Consider the following 15,950-nt stretch of genomic DNA (forward strand, 5'->3'; position numbering starts at 1 on the left):
AGTTTTTCCCCACCACGCGACCCGCGTTTTCGGCACGCTGATCCGTAATCCCGTCCGACAGGCGACAGGGAGGGGGAGCGGGTGGAGGCGGACGAGCTTCTGCTGCGCGTGGCGGGCGGTGACCAGCGGGCCTTCGAGGACCTGTACACGCTGGTGTCCGGCCCGGTGTTCGGGCTGGTGAAGCGAGTGGTGCGGGATCCGGCCCAGTCGGAGGAGGTGGCGCAGGAGGTGCTGCTCGAACTGTGGCGGTCGGCCGCGCGGTTCGACCCCGGGCGGGGCAGCGCGCTCGCCTGGGTGCTCACCCTCGCCCACCGCCGGGCGGTCGACCGGGTGCGCAGCGCCCGCGCGGCCGTCGACCGCGACCAGCGCGAGGCGCTGCGCGCGCGGGAGACAGCCTTCGACCAGGTCGCCGAGGAGGTGGAGGCCGGGCTCGAACGCGAGTGGGTGCGCCGCTGCCTGCACCGCCTCACGGCCCTCCAGCGCCAGTCCGTCACCCTCGCCTACTACGAGGGCTACACCTACCGCGAGGTCGCCGAACGGCTGTCGCTGCCCCTGGGCACGGTGAAGACCCGGATGCGGGACGGGCTGACGCGGCTGCGGCACTGCCTCGGAGGTGCGGCATGAGCGTCCTCGACCGGCTCCTCGGCCGGGACGACCCCCACTCCCTCGCCGCGCCCTACGCGCTCGACGCCCTCGGGCCCGAGGAGCGGCGCCGGTTCGAACGGCATCTGGCGCGCTGCGGGCGGTGCGCCGACGACGTGCGGGCACTGACCGAGGACGCGGTACGGCTGGCCTGGTCCGCGGCCGAACCCCCGCCGGCCGGGATGCGGGAGCGGGTGCTGGCCGCCGTACGGAACACCCCGCAGGAGACCGCCGCCCCGGCCCCGGCCCACACGCCCCGACTGCCCCCGCACGTCTGGGGCACCCGGCCGCCGCCCGCGCGCACCCGTACGCGCCGCACGCGCCCCCTGTTCGTGCCGTTCGCCACCGCGACCGCCGCGGCGGCGCTCGTCGTGGCCGGGCTGTTCGCCGTCCAGGCCGACCGGACGCGGGGCGAACTGGCCGCGGAGCGGGACCGGGCACGTGAGATCGCCCACGTCCTGGCCGCGCCGGACGCCCGCGCCACGACCGGCCGGGACGAACGCGGCCGCACGATCGGAGTGATCGCTTCCGCCTCGGCGGGGAGCGCGGTGGTGACCTTGGGCGGCTACGGTGAGCCGCCGGACGAACACGTTCACCAGCTGTGGCTCATGCGCCCCCACGCACAACCGCGCTCCCTGGGCCTCTTCGACGGCGACACGCCCTTGGTCGCCTCCGGACTGGACCGCGGATCGACGTCACTCGCTGTGACCGTCGAACCCGACGGAGGGTCAGCTCGGCCCACGACCAGGCCCGTTGTCCAACTCGCCCTGGAATCGGTTGGATTCGGAGAGTAATCGAGCGGGGATGGTCAACACCCTTGCGGGGAAGGTGAATCCTGTGACCGCGATACACGCGTGCCCCGAGGGGGCGATAGGGTTACCCTGCCCGGGCCGGGTGGACTCGTACGGGTGGGGAGTGACATGGAACAGATAACTGTGCGCAGCAGGGCCAGGGTCCCTGCGATCACCTGCGGCAGCAGCGCGACCAGTACGCGCCTCGACCGCCATCTCGCGGTGCTGGCGGGTCCCGCCGTGCCGCAGCAGAAGACGGCCGAGGCGACCTCGCTGATGCGCGAACTGACCGCGCGTGAGCCCGCGCACGCCCCCAGCGCCACGGGCGCCCGAGTGAGCCGCGTCTCGCTCTTCGCCCCGCTGCGCAGGCTCCGCCGCACACTGTTCGGCGGGCACTGACCGACGGCACCGGCGCTCACCGGTGCCACCTCAGGAACCCGCGCTCAGGCCGCCACACCGTCCCGGCGCAACGCTGCGATCTCGTCGTCCGTCATCCCCACGGCACGCAGCACTGCCTCGGTGTGTCGGCCGAGCGCGGGTACGTCACCCATCCGTGCGATGTCCCCACCCGGCAGCGTGATCGGCGGCAGCAGCGCCCGCAGCGGCCCCGCCGGCGACCCCACCTCCCGCCACCGCTCCCGCGCCGCGAGCTGCGGATGCTCCGCCACCTCCCGGACGTCCCGCAGCCGGGCGCACGCGATCCCCGCCTCCTCCAGACGCGCCAGCGCCTCGTCGGCGTCGAGCACGCCCAGCGCCTTCGCCACCAGCTCGTCCGTGCGCTCCCGGTTCGCCACCCGCGCGGCGTTCGTCGCGTACGCCGGATCCGAACCCAACTCCGGCCGCCGTATGACATGTTCGGCCAGCCGCCGCCACTCCCGGTCGTTCTGCACCGACAGCAGCACCCGCCCGCCGTCCGCCGTGGCGTAGGCGTCGTACGGCGCGATCACCGCGTGCGCCAGGCCCGTGCGCGCCGGGGGAGTGCCGTCGTGCAGCGTGTGGTGCAGCGGATGGCCCATCCACTCCGTCAGCGCCTCCAGCATCGAGATCTCCACCGGCCCGCCACGCCCGGTCGTCCCCCGGCGCACCAGCGCCGCCAGCACCCCGGAGAAGGCGTACATCGCCGCCGCGATGTCCGCCGCCGGGATGCCCGCCTTCACCGGCTGCTCCGGCGTCCCGGTCACCGACACCAGCCCCGCCTCGCACTGCACGAGCATGTCGTAGGCCCGCTTGTCCGCGTACGGTCCCGACGCCCCGTAGCCCGAGATGTCGACCGCGATCAGCCGCGGATGCGCCGCGCACAGCGTCGCCGCGTCCAGGCCCAGCCGGGCCGCCGCCCCGTGCGCGAGGTTCTGCACGAACACGTCCGCGTCCGCGATCAGCCGCCGTACGACGTCCAGCCCGCGCGGGTCCTTCAGGTCCAGCGCGACGGACTCCTTGCCGCGGTTGCACCACACGAAGTGGGAGGCCAGGCCACGCGCGGCGGTGTCGTAGCCGCGCGCGAAGTCACCGCCGTCCACCCGCTCGACCTTGATCACCCGGGCGCCGAGGTCGGCGAGCTGACGGGTGGCGAACGGGGCGGAGACGGCCTGCTCGACGGCGACGACGGTGATGCCCTCCAGGGGCAGCGGAAGACGGTCCATGCGCTGGATCATGCCCCTGCCCAGGCCCTTTGTCAGCACGCCCGAGACAGGACAGGGCCTAGGGGGTGTCTCGGCGATCATGCCGGGCTCGCGGCGCCTGGCACCGCGCCTCGCCGCGTTGTCGTCACTTGCCGATGCTCCGCATCGACTCCCTCCTCCGCCTTGCGATGCACGGCACCAGACGCCGCTCCCTGATCCGGCCTGATCGACGAGACACCCCCCAGCGGTCCCCGTGCGCGTACCGGCGCACCGCGGCCGGGGCGAACACGGCGATCAGCAGCGCGCACCACGCCAGCGACCCGGCGACCGGATGCGCCACCGGCCAGGCCGCGCCGTCCGGCACGGGCGCGTTGCCGAAGAGGTCCCGTACGGCGGTGGTGACCGCGCTGATCGGGTTCCACTCGGCGAGGGCGCGCAGCCAGCCGGGCAGGCCCTCGGTCGGGATGTAGGCGTTGGACAGCAGCGGCAGCACGAAGGTCGCCCCGCCCAGCTGGCCCGCCGCCTCCTCGTTCCGGGTCAGCAGGCCCAGGAAGATGCCCACCCAGGTGCAGGCGAACCGGAACAGCAGCAGCAGCCCGACGGCGCCCGCGGCCCGCGCCGCCGACCCCTCGATCCGCCAGCCCGTCGCCAGCCCGACCAGCAGGAACGGCACCGTGCCCGCCGCCGTGACGACCAGGTCGGCGGCGGCCTGCCCGAGCGGCACCGCCGCCCTGCTCGTCGGCAGCGTGCGCAGCCGGTCGGTCACGCCCCGGTGGGTGTCCTGGGCGGCCTGGAACATGCCCGTCATGACCCCGCCCGCGGCCGTCGCCACCAGCAGGCCCGGCACCAGGAAGGAGCGGTACTCGGCGCCCGGCATCGCGAGCGCGCTGCCGAAGACGTAGCCGAAGAACAGCAGCATGGTGATCGGCATGGTCTGGGAGAGGATCATCAGGCCCGGGTTGTTCCGGACCCGCTGGAGCTGACGGCCCAGCATCGCGCCGCCGTCGTGGACGAGCGCGCTCATGCGGCCGCCTCCTCGGTCTCGTCACGGTCGGGGGTTTCGTCGGTCAGGTGCAGGAAGACGTCGTCGAGGGTGGGCGGCTTGACGCTCGCGTCGAGCAGCGGTACGCCCGCCGCGTCGAGTTCGCGCACCAGCCGGGGCAGCGTGAGCGTGGTGTCCCGGGTGACCGCGCCGACGGCGCCCCGGTCGTGGTCGAACGTCGGCCGCGCGCCGGTGAGGTGGTCCAGGACGCCCGCCGCCTTCACCATCACGTCGGCGTCGGCGACCACCACCTCGACGTAGGTCCCGACGACCGCCTTCAGCGCGGCCGGGGAGCCGGTGTGCGCGACCCGGCCCCGGTCCACGAGCACGATGTCGTCGGCGAGCTGGTCGGCCTCCTCCAGATACTGGGTGGTCAGCAGCACCGTCGTGCCCTCGGTCCGCAGGGTGCGGACCGCTTCCCAGATGTCGTTGCGGGAGGCCGGGTCGAGGCCGGTCGTGGGCTCGTCCAGGAAGAGCACGTCGGGGCGGCGGACCAGGCTCGCCGCCAGGTCGAGGCGGCGGCGCATGCCACCTGAGTAGGTGGAGGCGGGCCGGTCGGCGGCCTCCGTGAGGCCGAAGCGCTCCAGCAGTTCGCCGGCGGTCTCGGCCGGGCCGCGCACCCGGTGCAGCCGGGCGAACAGGCGCAGGTTCTGGCGGCCGGTGAGGTCGCCGTCGACCGAGGCGTACTGCCCGGTGACGCCGATCCGGCGGCGGACCGCCGCGGCCTCGCGGACCAGGTCGTGCCCGGCGACCCGGGCGGAGCCGGCGTCCGGCCGCAGCAGCGTGGTGAGCAGCCGGACGGCGGTGGTCTTGCCCGCCCCGTTGGGTCCGAGCAGCCCGCAGATCGTGCCCTGCGCGACCGCGAGATCCAGTCCGCGCAGTGCCCGCACCTTGCCGAAGCGCTTCTCCAGACCCTCACTAAGTACGGTGTACGTAGTAGTCATGGTCCGACCATAGCGCACTACGTACGGCGTACGTAACTAGGATGGTGTGCGAGGTGATGACCGATGGCCGGCCGAGCGACCGAACCCGAAGTGATCTGGGCGCGCCCCGAGCGGACCGGGCGCGGGCCGAGGCCCGCGTACACCCGAGCCGACATCGCGGCGGCGGCGGTCGGGATCGCCGACGCGGAGGGCCTGGACGCGGTGTCGATGCGGCGCGTCGCGGGCGAGCTGGGCTGCGGGACGATGTCGCTGTACAACTACGTCCCCCGCAAGGAGGACCTGTACGAGCTGATGGTGGACGCCGTCAGCGCGGAGCACGAGCTGTGGGAGCCGGGCGGCGACTGGCGGGCCGAGGCGCGGCGGATCGCGCGTGTGACGCGCGCGCTGATGCACCGGCACCCGTGGCTGCCGCGGGTGATGTCACCCGTGTACGGGTTCAGTCCGCACGCCCTGCGCTTCCTGGAGCACTGCATGGCCTGCCTCGACCCGCTCGACGCGCCCTCCGGCACGAAGATGCAGCTCATCGGCATGCTCAACGGGTGCGTGACGGCGTACGTCGCCAACGAGCTGGCCACCGCCGAGCGGAGCCGGTCGCTGCCGTGGTCGGAGGAGCAGGAGAGCGCGGTGCGGATGGCCTACGTGGGCGGGCAGTTGGCGACCGGCGCGTATCCGCGGCTGGCCGCCGCCTTCACGGAGGACCCGGGGCCGGTGAACCTGGAGGGGGCGTTCGACCTGATGCTCGACCGGCTCCTCGACGGCTTCGCGCCGAAGGGCTAGGGGGTGTCCCGTCGATCAGGCCGGATCAGGGAGCGGCGCCTGGTGCCGTGCGTCGCAAGGCGGAGGAGGGAGCCGAGAGCTTGGGGGAATCGGGGACCGACGACAACGCGGCGAGGCGCGGTGCCAGGCGCCGCGAGCCCGGCATGATCGACGAGACGCCCCCTAGAGCAGCGCGAACTGGCCGTCCGGGCCTTCCTCCTGGTGGTCCAGGACCGACGCCGGGCGGCGTGCCCGGTCCGGGGCCGGGAGGACGCCCGCCTCCTTCAGCTCCGTCGCCGTGACGGGCGACGGGAAGGCCAGCCGCTCCTGCTCCGGGCGGAGTTCGGCGATCAGGGCCAGGACCGTGATCAGCTCCAGCAGCTCCGACGTCCACGGCTGCGGCCAGGACGCCGGGCGGATCGCCGTGAGCGTGCCCGGCTCGGGGGCGGCGGTGCGGACGGTGAACCACTGCTCCAGCACCCGCGTCCCGCCCGACTCGAAGTCCCAGGCCTCCGGCGGCACCGGGGAGATACGGCCCTCGTCGAGCAGCAGGGTCTCCTCCTCGCGGTCGTACGCGAGCGTCACCGGGCGGGCGGGCAGCGGGGCGCGGACGTAGGGGCGCCGGCCGCCCGGCAGCTTGGGGCGTTCACCGTCGCGGCGCATCAGCCACAGCAGACGCCGGCCCAGCGCCACACCCTCCGCCCACGCCCCGGGGTCCCCGGTGAGCGGGACGGCGCGGTCCGGCCGTACCGTCGCCAGCGTCCAGGCGAGGACGTCCGGCGGCCGCACCGGATGCCCGAGGCGGGCGGCCAGGTGTTCCGTCAGGCCCGGCGCGAGATTCGGTTCCGTGCCGCCGGGGCGGCGGTACAGGGGACGGACGGGCCCGGGGCGGAGCAGCGGCAGCAGGGAGGTCGCCAGCAGGGGGAGCGCGGGGTCCTCCGCGTTCTCCACGGCGAACACCTGGTGTTCGTCGGCCACCCGCCACAGCTCCGGGCGGGCGGCGTCGATGAGCCGGTGGTCGGGGATGAGCCACTGCTCGTCGAAGGGGGCGCGCAGGACGCGGACCGGGGCCGGACAGGGGCCGCCGGCGCGCAGCAGCCGTTCCGTGCCGGTGGACTGGCCGGGGAGCTGGCCGACCGCGGTGCGCAGGGTGCGGGCGCGGCTCGGCTCGAACAGTGCCTCGCGCTCGGCGCCGTCGGCCTTCACGAAGGCGTCCCAGCGGGCCGTCAGCGAGGGGGCGTCGGGGGCCGTCGGCCACTCCCGGCCGAGCCGTGGCGGTGCGACGGACCACGGCATGAGGTCCGCCAGCAGCGGAGCGTCGTCGTACGTCACGCCCGGCATCGTACGACGGCTCAGGTGGCCTCCAGGGTGACTGTGAACGAGAAGCGGTCGCCGCGGTAGTGGATGACGACGACGTCCAGGACCCGGCCGTCCGCGTCGTAGGTGACGCCCGTGTAGTGCAGGATCGGGCTGAGCAGCGGCACCTGGAGCAGCCGGGCCGTCTCCGGGTCGGCGAGGCGGGCCTCCACGGTGTCCGTGATCCGGCTGATGTCCGCCCCCACCACGTCGCGCAGCACCTTGGTCATCGGCCAGCGGACCAGGTCGTCGAGGTCGATCCGGTCGGCGAGTTCGGGACGGACCCAGTTGCGGGCGTGGTTGGTCGGCTCGCCGGTCTCGGCGTCGCTGCGCAGCCGGTGGTACGTCGCCGCCTCGGCGAGGTCCGGGAAGTGCTCGGCGACCTCGGCGGGCACCGGCGCGCGGCCGTGGTCCAGCAGTTCCGTCGTCATGCCGGACTGCTGGGCCACGATCGCGTCCACCGAGCCGAGCAGCCGCACCGGGGAGCCCCGGCGGGCGCTCGGCTCGATGAACGTGCCGCGCCGGCGGTGGCGGGTGATCAGCCCCTCGTCCTCCAGCTCCTTGAGTGCCTGCCGCATGGTCAGCACGCTCACGCCGTAGTGCCCGGCGAGCTGTTCTTCCGTGGGCAGCCGCAGCGGGTCCCGGGGCGAGCGGCCGAGTATCGAGGCGCGCAGCGACTGCGACACCTGGTACCAGAGCGGCAGCTTGCGGTTCAGGACGATGGAGTCCGGAGCGAAGGAGGTCACGGGGCCATCCGTACCGTCGGGGAATCGTCAGTGCAAGGGCCGGAAGTGGCGCTCGAGGCCCTGCCAGACGTCGTCGTACGCCTGCTGCAGGTGCTCCGCGCGGGCCGCCTGCGGGGTGAGCGTCACCGGCCAGCGGGTCTCGAACATGAACGCCAGCCCGTCGTCGATCTTCTGCGGGCGCAGCTCGGCCGCGCTCGCCCGGTCGAACGTCTCCCGGTCGGGGCCGTGCGCCGACATCATGTTGTGCAGCGAACCGCCGCCCGGCACGAAGCCCTCCGCCTTGGCGTCGTAGGCGCCCTCGATCAGGCCCATGTACTCGCTCATCACGTTCCGGTGGAAGTACGGCGGCCGGAAGGTGTCCTCGCCGACCAGCCAGCGCGGCGCGAAGACCACGAAGTCGACGCCGGCCAGTCCGGGGGTGTCGGACGGGGACGTCAGCACGGTGAAGATCGACGGGTCGGGGTGGTCGTACGAGATCGTCCCGATGACGTTGAAGCGGCGCAGGTCGTAGACGTACGGCACGTAGTTGCCGTGCCAGGCGACCACGTCCAGCGGCGAGTGGTCGTAGGTGGCCGTCCAGAGGTTGCCGCAGAACTTGTTCACCACCTCCACCGGGCCCTCCACGTCCTCGTACGCGGCGACCGGCGCCTGGAAGTCGCGGGCGTTGGCAAGGCCGTTGGCGCCGATCGGGCCGAGGTCGGGGAGGCGGAACGGGGCGCCGTAGTTCTCGCAGACGTAGCCCCGCGCGGAGCCGTCCAGCAGCTCCACGCGGAACCGCACCCCGCGCGGGATCAGCGCCACATGGCCGGGCTCCGCGTGGAGCAGGCCGAACTCCGTGCGCAGGAGGAGCCCGCCGCGCTCGGGGACGATCAGCAGCTCGCCGTCCGCGTCGCTGAAGACCCGGTCCATGGAGGCGTTGGCGTGGTACAGGTGCACGGCCATGCCGGCGCGCTGAGTCACGTCGCCGTTGCCGCCCAGGGTCCACAGGCCGGCCAGGAAGTCCGTCTCGGGGCCCGGCTCGGGGAGCGGGTTCCAGCGCAGGCGGTTCGGGTCGGCCACCGTCTGGGTGAAGGGCGCGGTGCGCAGCGCGCCGTTGCCGGAACGGGTGAACGCCGGGTGGGCGGCCGACGGGCGGATCCGGTACAGCCAGGAGCGGCGGTTGTGGGCCCGCGGCTCGGTGAACGCCGTACCGCTCAGCTGCTCCGCGTACAGCCCCAGCGGGGCGCGCTGCGGTGAGTTGCGGCCCTCGGGCAGGGCGCCCGGGACGGCCTCGGAGCTGTGCTCGTTGCCGAATCCGGAGAGATACGCCAGCCCTTCGGCGGCCTTGCGCGGGTCCCCGCTCATGATCACTGCTCCCTGTGCCGGTGGGACAAGTACTGACCACTCATTCCTATGCATCACCGTAGGATTGCGTTTTCGTGTGCGCAAGAGGCCTGCGGAAGGACGGCGGGAGATCCGCACGAAGAGTCGTACCGGACCGGGGCGCCCTCCTCTCGGCGGACCACCGGGGGACTACGACAACCAGACTCAAGGGGGATCCGAGGTGTCGCACCGGTGTTCTACGCTCGCCGGCATGTCGTGGACACGTAGATTTCTCGCCGCGCTCGCGGTCTGTGTCCTCGTGCTGGGCGGGTCCGCGGGCTGCGGCACCGGTGACGCAGACGAGGGCGGTGGCGCGGGGGCGCCCGCACCGGTGGGCAAGGTGCTGGAGGACCGGGACGAGGAGGGGCGCTCCTACCGCCAGGTGGACGAGGAGGACGCCCCCGGCGTCGGCGTCGAGGTGCAGCCCGACCCGGCCGGGGAGAGCTGGCGGGTCCGGCTCACCCTGCGCGGCTTCCGGCTCTCGCCCGCCGGGACGCCCGCCGAGCCGGTGGCCGGGCGCGGCACCGTCCGGCTCTTCGTCGACGGCCGGTTCGTCAGCGAGCTGCGCGACCCGGAGTACCGCATCCCCGGCCGGCTCGTCCCGCGCGGCACCCACCAGGTCACCGCCCGGCTCTGCGCGGACGACGGCACGGTGTGGGCGGTGGACGGCGAACCGGTCCAGAGCACGGCCGACATCACCGCGTCGGAGCCCGGTCCGGCCCGGAGATGAGTGTCAGGGCCACCGGTACGCGTACTGGGGGGGGTGAGGTTCACCGGACCGCTCCGGAAAGGCATCATGAAGCCCGTGCCCCATGCGACCACGCTCCGCCGCGCCCCCGTCCAGCGCCGTAGCGCCGAACGCCTGACCAGGATCCTCGACGCCTGTGCCGACCTCCTCGACGAGGTCGGCTACGACGCGCTCAGCACCCGCGCCGTCGCCGAGCGCGCCGGCGTCCCCATCGGCTCCGTCTACCGCTTCTTCGGCAACAAACGGCAGATGGCGGACGCCCTCGCCCAGCGCAACCTGGAGCGGTACGCCGAGCGCGTCACCGAACGACTGAAGCAGGCCCGGGCCGGCGACTGGCGGGCCGCCGTGGACGCGGTGATCGACGAGTACCTGGCCATGAAGCGCACCGCGCCCGGCTTCTCCCTCGTCGACTTCGGCAACCAGATCCCCGTCGGGGCCCGCCAGTCGGAGCCCAACCACCGGGTCGCCGACCGGCTGACCGCACTGCTCTCCGGCTATCTCGGCCGCACCGTCGACGACGACCTGCGCCGCACCTTCCTGGTCGCCGTGGAGACCTCCGACGCCCTCGTCCAGCTGGCCTTCCGGGTGGACCCGCAGGGCGACGAGGGGATCATCGGCGAGATGCGCGAGATGCTGCGGTCCTATCTGGCGCGGGTGCTGGACTGACGAACGGTCCGGCGCAGACCCCTCCCCTACATGCCTACCGGTCGGTATGCTCGGCCCGGTTCGTGTGAGCCGCCGCTGCCACCAGACCCCGGGAGGACCCATGTCCCGCACCGCTCTGCGTATCTGCCCGCTGTGCGAGGCCACCTGCGGGCTGACCCTCACCATCGAGGGCACCACCGTCACCGGCGCGCGCGGCGACCGCGACGACGTCTTCAGCCAGGGCTTCATCTGCCCGAAGGGCGCCTCCTTCGGCGCCGTCGACGGCGACCCCGACCGGCTGCGCACGCCTCTGGTGCGCCGGGACGGCGAGCTGCGCGAGGCCACCTGGGAGGAGGCCTTCGACGCGGTGGCCGCCGGCGTCCGGCCGGTCGTCGAACGGTACGGACCGAACGCCGTGGGCGTCGTCCTCGGCAACCCCAACGTGCACACCATGGCCGGCGCCCTCTACCCGCCGGTCCTGATCGGCGCGCTCGGCACCCGCAGCCTGTTCACCGCCTCCACGGTCGACCAGATGCCCAAGCACGTCTCCAGCGGCCTGCTCTACGGCGATGCCAACGCCATCCCCGTGCCCGACCTCGACCACACCGACCACCTGCTGCTGATCGGCGCCAACCCGCTGGAGTCCAACGGCAGCCTGTGCACCGCCCCCGACTTCCCGGGCCGCATCAAGGCGCTCAAGGCCCGCGGCGGCACCCTCACCGTCATCGACCCGCGCCGCACCCGCACCGCCCGGCTCGCCGACCGGCACATCGCCATCCGCCCCGGCACGGACGCGCTGCTCCTCGCGGCGACGGCGCACGTGCTGTTCGAGGAGGACCTCGTCGACGTCGGCGGCCTCGCCCCGCACCTGGAAGGCCTCGACGAACTCCGCGACGCGATACGCGACTTCACCCCGGAGGCCGTCGCCCCCGCCTGCGACGTCGACGCCGACGTGCCGCGCGTCCTCGCCCGCGAACTGGCCGCCGCCCCCACCGCCGCCGTCTACGGCCGCATAGGCAGCTGCACCGTCCCGCACGGCACGCTCGCCAGCTGGCTCGTCGACGTCCTCGCCGTCCTCACCGGCAACCTGGACCGCCCCGGCGGCTCCCTCTTCCCGCAGGCCGCCACCGACAAGACCCCCCGACCCGCCGGCCCCGGCAAGGGCTTCGCGCTCGGCCGCTGGCACTCCCGGGTGAGCGGACACCCCGAGGCGAAGGGCGAGCTGCCGATCTCCGCGCTCGCCGAGGAGATCGACACCGTCACGGACGAGGGCGAGCCGATCCGCGCGGTCATCGCCGTCGCCGCCAACCCGGTGCTCTCCACACCCGACGGCGACCGCCTCGACAAAGCCCTCGGCTCGCTCGACTTCATGGTCAGCGTCGACCCCTACCTCAACGAGACCTCCCGGCACGCCGACGTGGTGCTGCCCCCGCCACCGCCCGCGCAGAGCCCGCACCACGACTTCGCCTTCAACACCCTCGCCGTGCGCAACCAGGTCCGCTACACCCGCCCCGCGATCCCGCTGGAGCCGGGCCGGATGGCCGAGACGGAGATCCTGGCGCGGCTGACCCTGGCGGTGAGCGGCATGCACGGCGCCGACCCCTCCGCCGTCGACACCCTGGTGATCGACCAGACCCTCGGCAAAGCGGTCAAGGACCCGCACTCCCCGGTGCACGGCCGCGACCCGCGCGAACTCGCCGCACGGCTCACCGGCGACAACGGCCCCGAGCGGCGGCTCGACCTGATGCTGCGCCTCGGCCCCTACGGCGACGGCTTCGGCGTACGCGAGGACGGGCTGACGCTCGACCGGCTGCTGGCGCACCCGCACGGCATCGACCTCGGCCCGCTGCGCCCCCGCCTGCCGCAGCCGCTGCGGACGCGCAGCGGCAAGGTGGAGCTGCTGCCCGCCCCCATCGCCGCGGACCTGCCCCGGCTGAGGCGGGCGATGGCCGAGCTGCCCGCCGGGCTGCTCCTGGTCGGCCGCCGCCATCTGCGCTCCAACAACAGCTGGATGCACAACATCCCGGCCCTCACCGGCGGCACCAACCGCTGCACCCTGCACATCCACCCCGAGGACGCCGAACGCCTCGGCGTGTGCGACGGGGCGCCGGTGCGGGTCAAGGGCGCCGGGGGAGCGGTGACCGTCCCGGCGGAGGTCACCGACGGGGTGCGCCGGGGCGTGGTGAGCCTGCCGCACGGCTGGGGCCACGACCGTCCCGGCACCCGGCTGCGCCACGCCTCCGCCGAACCCGGGGTCAACGTCAACCAGCTCCTCGACGGCAGTCTGCTCGACCCGCTGTCGGGCAACGCGGTCCTCAACGGCGTGCCGGTCGAACTCGCCCCGATGGCCTGAAATGCTCAGGAAGCTGACCTGAGCAAAGCTGTGACCAGCAGTTTTGCGCTTATTGCTCGCATGTCAACGTCTTGTTAACGCTGCTTGACGGGACCTAACGTCCATCGCACCGCCGGCTCAGGTGGGAGTTCAAGGGCGAACGTTAGGTATCCACTCATGCTGACCATCCTCGGCTTCGCCATGATCGCGACCTTCCTGGTCCTGATCATGATGAAGAAGATGTCGCCGATCGCGGCGCTGGTGCTGATCCCCGCACTGTTCTGCGTCTTCGTCGGCAAGGGCGCCCACCTGGGCGACTACGTCATCGACGGCGTCACCAGCCTTGCCCCGACCGCGGCGATGCTGATGTTCGCGATCGTCTACTTCGGTGTGATGATCGACGTCGGTCTCTTCGACCCGATCGTCAGAGGCATCCTCAAGTTCTGCAAGGCCGACCCGATGCGGATCGTCGTCGGGACGGCCCTGCTCGCCGCGATCGTGTCGCTGGACGGCGACGGCTCGACCACCTTCATGATCACGGTCTCCGCGCTGTATCCGCTCTACAAGCGCCTGAAGATGAGCCTGGTCGTCATGACCGGTGTCGCGGCCATGGCCAACGGCGTGATGAACACGCTGCCCTGGGGCGGCCCCACCGCCCGCGCGGCCACCGCGCTGAAGCTGGACGCCAGCGACATCTTCGTCCCGATGATCCCGGCCCTCGCCGTCGGCCTGCTCTTCGTGATCGGCCTCTCCTACGTCCTCGGCCTGCGCGAGCGCAGGCGGCTCGGCGTGCTCACGCTGGACGAGGTGCTGGAGGAGAAGGAGACGGAGACGGTGCTGGTCGGCACCGGCGGCCCCGGCACGGCCAAGAACCTCACGGGCGGCTCCGGTTCCGGCACCGACGCGGACGTCTCCGAGGGATCCGCCGACGGCGGCTCCGCCACCGACGAGGCCGACGACTTCCAGGGCCTCGATCCGAACCGCGACACCCTGCGCCCCAAGCTGTACTGGTTCAACGCGCTGCTGACGGTCACCCTGCTCACCGCCATGATCATGGAGTGGCTGCCGATCCCGGTGCTGTTCCTGCTCGGCGCCGCGCTCGCGCTCTCCGTGAACTTCCCGAGCATCCCGAACCAGAAGGCCCGCCTCGCCGCCCACGCCGACAACGTCCTCAACGTCTCCGGCATGGTCTTCGCCGCCGCCGTCTTCACCGGCGTCCTCCAGGGCACCGGCATGGTCGACCACATGGCCGAGTGGATGGTGGACGTCATCCCCGAGGGCATGGGCCCCCACATGGCGCTCGTCACCGGCGTCCTGAGCCTGCCGCTCACCTACTTCATGTCGAACGACGGCTTCTACTTCGGCGTCCTGCCGGTCCTCGCCGAGGCCGGCGCCGCGCACGGCGTCTCGCCGCTGGAGATGGCCCGCGCCTCGCTCGTCGGCCAGCCGCTGCACATGTCCAGCCCGCTGGTCCCGGCCGTGTACGTGCTGGTCGGCATGGCGAAGGTCGAGTTCGGCGACCACACCCGGTTCGTGGTGAAGTGGGCCGCGCTCACCTGCCTGGTCATCCTCGGAGCGGGCATCCTGTTCGGCATCATCTGACGCCCGCACTACATCCTCGTCCTCGTACGCCCTCGACTCCGCACGGAGGTGGAAAACCATGGGGCCCGGTGGGAACCGCGGCTGGCTGCTCCGGCTCGTCGTCGCCTTCAGCTTCGCGCAGGGGGCGGTGTCGATGGCCCGGCCCGCCGTCTCCTACCGGGCCCTCGCGCTGGGCGCGGACGAGCGGGCGGTCGGTGTGATCGCAGGTGTGTACGCGCTGCTTCCGCTGTTCGCGGCCGTCCCGCTGGGCCGCCGCACCGACCACGGCCGCTGCGCGCCGCTGCTGCCGATCGGCGTGGTGCTGATATCCGGCGGCTGTGTGCTCAGCGGACTGGCCGGCTCGCTGTGGGCCATGGCGGTCTGGAGCGGGGTGATGGGCCTCGGCCACCTCGCGTTCGTGATCGGCGCCCAGTCCCTGGTGGCCCGCCAGTCCGCCCCGCACGAACAGGACCGCAACTTCGGCCACTTCACCATCGGCGCCTCCCTCGGTCAGCTGGTCGGCCCGATCGCGGCCGGCGCGCTGATCGGCGGCCCCGACATGGCGGGCACCAGCGCGCTCGCCCTGCTGGTCGCGGGCGCGGGCGCCGCGGTCGCGGTCAGCTCGCTGTGGCGCATAGAGCACCGCCGTACGGCGTCCGGCTCGGGTAAGGCGGCGGGCGACCGGGTGCCCGTGCGGGGCATCCTGCGCGCCCGGGGCGTGCCCGCGGGCATCCTGATCAGCCTCTCCGTGCTGTCCGCGACCGACATCCTCACCGCCTACCTGCCGGTGGTCGGCGAGCACCGGGGTATCGCCCCGTCGGTGATCGGGCTGCTGCTCAGCCTGCGGGCGGCGGCAACCATCGCCTGCCGTCTGGTGCTCACCCCGCTGCTGCGGCTGCTCGGCCGCACCGCGCTGCTCACCGTGACCTGTCTGCTGGCCGCCGTGCTCTGCGCGGGCGTGGCGCTGCCGGTGCCGGTGTGGGCGCTGGCCGTGATGCTGGCCGCGCTCGGCTTCTGCCTCGGTGTCGGGCAGCCGCTGTCCATGACGACGGTCGTGCAGGCCGCGCCGGAGGGCGCCCGTTCCACCGCCCTCGCCCTGCGGCTGACCGGCAACCGCCTCGGCCAGGTCGCAGCGCCCGCCACGGCGGGCCTGGTCGCCGGAGTGGCGGGCGTGGCCGCGCCGTTCGTGATGCTCGGGGTGCTGCTCCTGCTGTCCTCGGGCGTGGCCCTGCGGTCCCCGGCGAAGCCGGCCCCCGAGCAGCGGCGGGCCAGCGCTCCCCGCCCCCGCCGCCGAAGCGACGCCTGAGCCCGTTCGTCGCGGGCGGCTCGTCCGCCGTGTCCGGCGCGCGTCACCGGCGTGCGCTCCGGATCGGGCATCCGGGCACC

General features: G+C 73.3%; 14 protein-coding genes and 1 pseudogene. 9 read left to right on the forward strand and 6 right to left on the reverse strand.

Annotated elements, in window-relative coordinates; genetic code table 11:
- Nucleotides 1-72: 72 nt before the first annotated feature.
- The 3 genes and pseudogenes from ACSU6L_RS29870 to ACSU6L_RS29880 form a co-directional block, all read left to right on the forward strand.
- Nucleotides 73-624, forward strand: a pseudogene (locus ACSU6L_RS29870) (sigma-70 family RNA polymerase sigma factor); the annotation flags it as partial.
- Nucleotides 621-1,436 carry an anti-sigma factor gene (locus ACSU6L_RS29875; protein ID WP_437061769.1) on the forward strand — a complete coding sequence of 272 codons (816 nt, stop codon included), beginning with the start codon at nt 621-623 and terminating at the stop codon, nt 1,434-1,436. The pseudogene ACSU6L_RS29870 and the gene ACSU6L_RS29875, both read left to right, overlap by 4 nt.
- Before the next feature lie 126 nt (nt 1,437-1,562).
- Nucleotides 1,563-1,832: a hypothetical protein gene (locus ACSU6L_RS29880; protein WP_437061771.1), complete on the forward strand. Its 270-nt coding sequence runs from the start codon at nt 1,563-1,565 to the stop codon at nt 1,830-1,832.
- A 44-nt stretch (nt 1,833-1,876) separates the two neighbouring features.
- On the opposite strand, the gene ACSU6L_RS29885 is transcribed toward ACSU6L_RS29880, so the two are convergent.
- From ACSU6L_RS29885 to ACSU6L_RS29895, 3 genes are all read right to left on the reverse strand, one after another.
- Nucleotides 1,877-3,073, reverse strand: a complete 1,197-nt coding sequence (locus ACSU6L_RS29885; protein ID WP_437061773.1) for a CaiB/BaiF CoA transferase family protein — start codon at nt 3,071-3,073, stop codon at nt 1,877-1,879.
- Nucleotides 3,074-3,197: 124 nt separating this feature from the next.
- A complete protein-coding gene (locus tag ACSU6L_RS29890) occupies nt 3,198-4,076 on the reverse strand; it encodes an ABC transporter permease (RefSeq protein WP_437061775.1) in 879 nt (292 codons plus the stop codon).
- Nucleotides 4,073-5,038: an ATP-binding cassette domain-containing protein gene (locus ACSU6L_RS29895; protein ID WP_437061777.1), complete on the reverse strand. Its 966-nt coding sequence runs from the start codon at nt 5,036-5,038 to the stop codon at nt 4,073-4,075. Before ACSU6L_RS29895 ends, ACSU6L_RS29890 begins: the two co-directional genes overlap by 4 nt.
- 63 nt (nt 5,039-5,101) lie before the next feature.
- Here ACSU6L_RS29895 and ACSU6L_RS29900 point away from each other — a divergent pair, with 63 nt between their 5' ends.
- Nucleotides 5,102-5,815 carry a TetR/AcrR family transcriptional regulator gene (locus tag ACSU6L_RS29900; RefSeq protein ID WP_437061779.1) on the forward strand — a complete coding sequence of 238 codons (714 nt, stop codon included), beginning with the start codon at nt 5,102-5,104 and terminating at the stop codon, nt 5,813-5,815.
- 162 nt (nt 5,816-5,977) lie between these two features.
- Here ACSU6L_RS29900 and ACSU6L_RS29905 read toward each other — a convergent pair whose 3' ends face one another.
- The 3 genes from ACSU6L_RS29905 to hmgA are packed head-to-tail and all read right to left on the reverse strand — an operon-like array spanning nt 5,978 to nt 9,240.
- A complete protein-coding gene (locus ACSU6L_RS29905) occupies nt 5,978-7,135 on the reverse strand; it encodes a type ISP restriction/modification enzyme (protein ID WP_437061781.1) in 1,158 nt (385 codons plus the stop codon).
- Between the two features lie 11 nt (nt 7,136-7,146).
- On the reverse strand, nt 7,147-7,896 hold the full coding sequence (locus ACSU6L_RS29910) for a GntR family transcriptional regulator (protein ID WP_073942126.1): 750 nt from the start codon (nt 7,894-7,896) through the stop codon (nt 7,147-7,149).
- A gap of 27 nt (nt 7,897-7,923) precedes the next feature.
- The gene (gene hmgA / locus ACSU6L_RS29915) at nt 7,924-9,240 is read right to left on the reverse strand and encodes a homogentisate 1,2-dioxygenase (protein ID WP_437061784.1); all 1,317 of its coding nucleotides are present in this window, start codon (nt 9,238-9,240) and stop codon (nt 7,924-7,926) included.
- Between the two features lie 229 nt (nt 9,241-9,469).
- Here hmgA and ACSU6L_RS29920 point away from each other — a divergent pair, with 229 nt between their 5' ends.
- The 5 genes from ACSU6L_RS29920 to ACSU6L_RS29940 all read left to right on the forward strand — a co-directional run bounded on the left by ACSU6L_RS29920 (nt 9,470) and on the right by ACSU6L_RS29940 (nt 15,870).
- Complete coding sequence (locus ACSU6L_RS29920) at nt 9,470-9,988, forward strand: hypothetical protein (protein WP_437061786.1); 519 nt, start codon at nt 9,470-9,472, stop codon at nt 9,986-9,988.
- Nucleotides 9,989-10,054: 66 nt separating this feature from the next.
- A complete protein-coding gene (locus ACSU6L_RS29925; protein WP_437061788.1) occupies nt 10,055-10,672 on the forward strand; it encodes a TetR family transcriptional regulator in 618 nt (205 codons plus the stop codon).
- A gap of 100 nt (nt 10,673-10,772) precedes the next feature.
- The gene (locus tag ACSU6L_RS29930; RefSeq protein WP_437061790.1) at nt 10,773-13,004 is read left to right on the forward strand and encodes a molybdopterin oxidoreductase family protein; all 2,232 of its coding nucleotides are present in this window, start codon (nt 10,773-10,775) and stop codon (nt 13,002-13,004) included.
- A 156-nt stretch (nt 13,005-13,160) separates the two neighbouring features.
- Nucleotides 13,161-14,585, forward strand: a complete 1,425-nt coding sequence (locus tag ACSU6L_RS29935) for a CitMHS family transporter (RefSeq protein WP_437061792.1) — start codon at nt 13,161-13,163, stop codon at nt 14,583-14,585.
- A 58-nt stretch (nt 14,586-14,643) separates the two neighbouring features.
- Entirely contained in the window at nt 14,644-15,870 is a 1,227-nt protein-coding gene (locus tag ACSU6L_RS29940) for an MFS transporter (protein WP_437061794.1), read from the forward strand.
- Nucleotides 15,871-15,950 lie beyond the last annotated feature (80 nt).

The sequence above is a fragment of the Streptomyces sp. enrichment culture genome (assembly GCF_964272855.1).
Classification (GTDB): domain Bacteria; phylum Actinomycetota; class Actinomycetes; order Streptomycetales; family Streptomycetaceae; genus Streptomyces.

Excerpts from the sequence above, each read along its gene's own strand:
- ACSU6L_RS29875 (WP_437061769.1), top strand. The coding sequence starts at position 621 with ATGAGCGTCCTCGACCGGCTCCTCGGCCGGGACGACCCCCACTCCCTC.
- ACSU6L_RS29880 (WP_437061771.1), top strand. The coding sequence starts at position 1,563 with ATGGAACAGATAACTGTGCGCAGCAGGGCCAGGGTCCCTGCGATCACC.
- ACSU6L_RS29885 (WP_437061773.1), bottom strand. The coding sequence starts at position 3,073 with ATGGACCGTCTTCCGCTGCCCCTGGAGGGCATCACCGTCGTCGCCGTC.
- ACSU6L_RS29890 (WP_437061775.1), bottom strand. The coding sequence starts at position 4,076 with ATGAGCGCGCTCGTCCACGACGGCGGCGCGATGCTGGGCCGTCAGCTC.
- ACSU6L_RS29895 (WP_437061777.1), bottom strand. The coding sequence starts at position 5,038 with ATGACTACTACGTACACCGTACTTAGTGAGGGTCTGGAGAAGCGCTTC.
- ACSU6L_RS29900 (WP_437061779.1), top strand. The coding sequence starts at position 5,102 with ATGGCCGGCCGAGCGACCGAACCCGAAGTGATCTGGGCGCGCCCCGAG.
- ACSU6L_RS29905 (WP_437061781.1), bottom strand. The coding sequence starts at position 7,135 with ATGCCGGGCGTGACGTACGACGACGCTCCGCTGCTGGCGGACCTCATG.
- hmgA (WP_437061784.1), bottom strand. The coding sequence starts at position 9,240 with ATGAGCGGGGACCCGCGCAAGGCCGCCGAAGGGCTGGCGTATCTCTCC.
- ACSU6L_RS29920 (WP_437061786.1), top strand. The coding sequence starts at position 9,470 with ATGTCGTGGACACGTAGATTTCTCGCCGCGCTCGCGGTCTGTGTCCTC.
- ACSU6L_RS29925 (WP_437061788.1), top strand. The coding sequence starts at position 10,055 with ATGAAGCCCGTGCCCCATGCGACCACGCTCCGCCGCGCCCCCGTCCAG.
- ACSU6L_RS29930 (WP_437061790.1), top strand. The coding sequence starts at position 10,773 with ATGTCCCGCACCGCTCTGCGTATCTGCCCGCTGTGCGAGGCCACCTGC.
- ACSU6L_RS29935 (WP_437061792.1), top strand. The coding sequence starts at position 13,161 with ATGCTGACCATCCTCGGCTTCGCCATGATCGCGACCTTCCTGGTCCTG.
- ACSU6L_RS29940 (WP_437061794.1), top strand. The coding sequence starts at position 14,644 with ATGGGGCCCGGTGGGAACCGCGGCTGGCTGCTCCGGCTCGTCGTCGCC.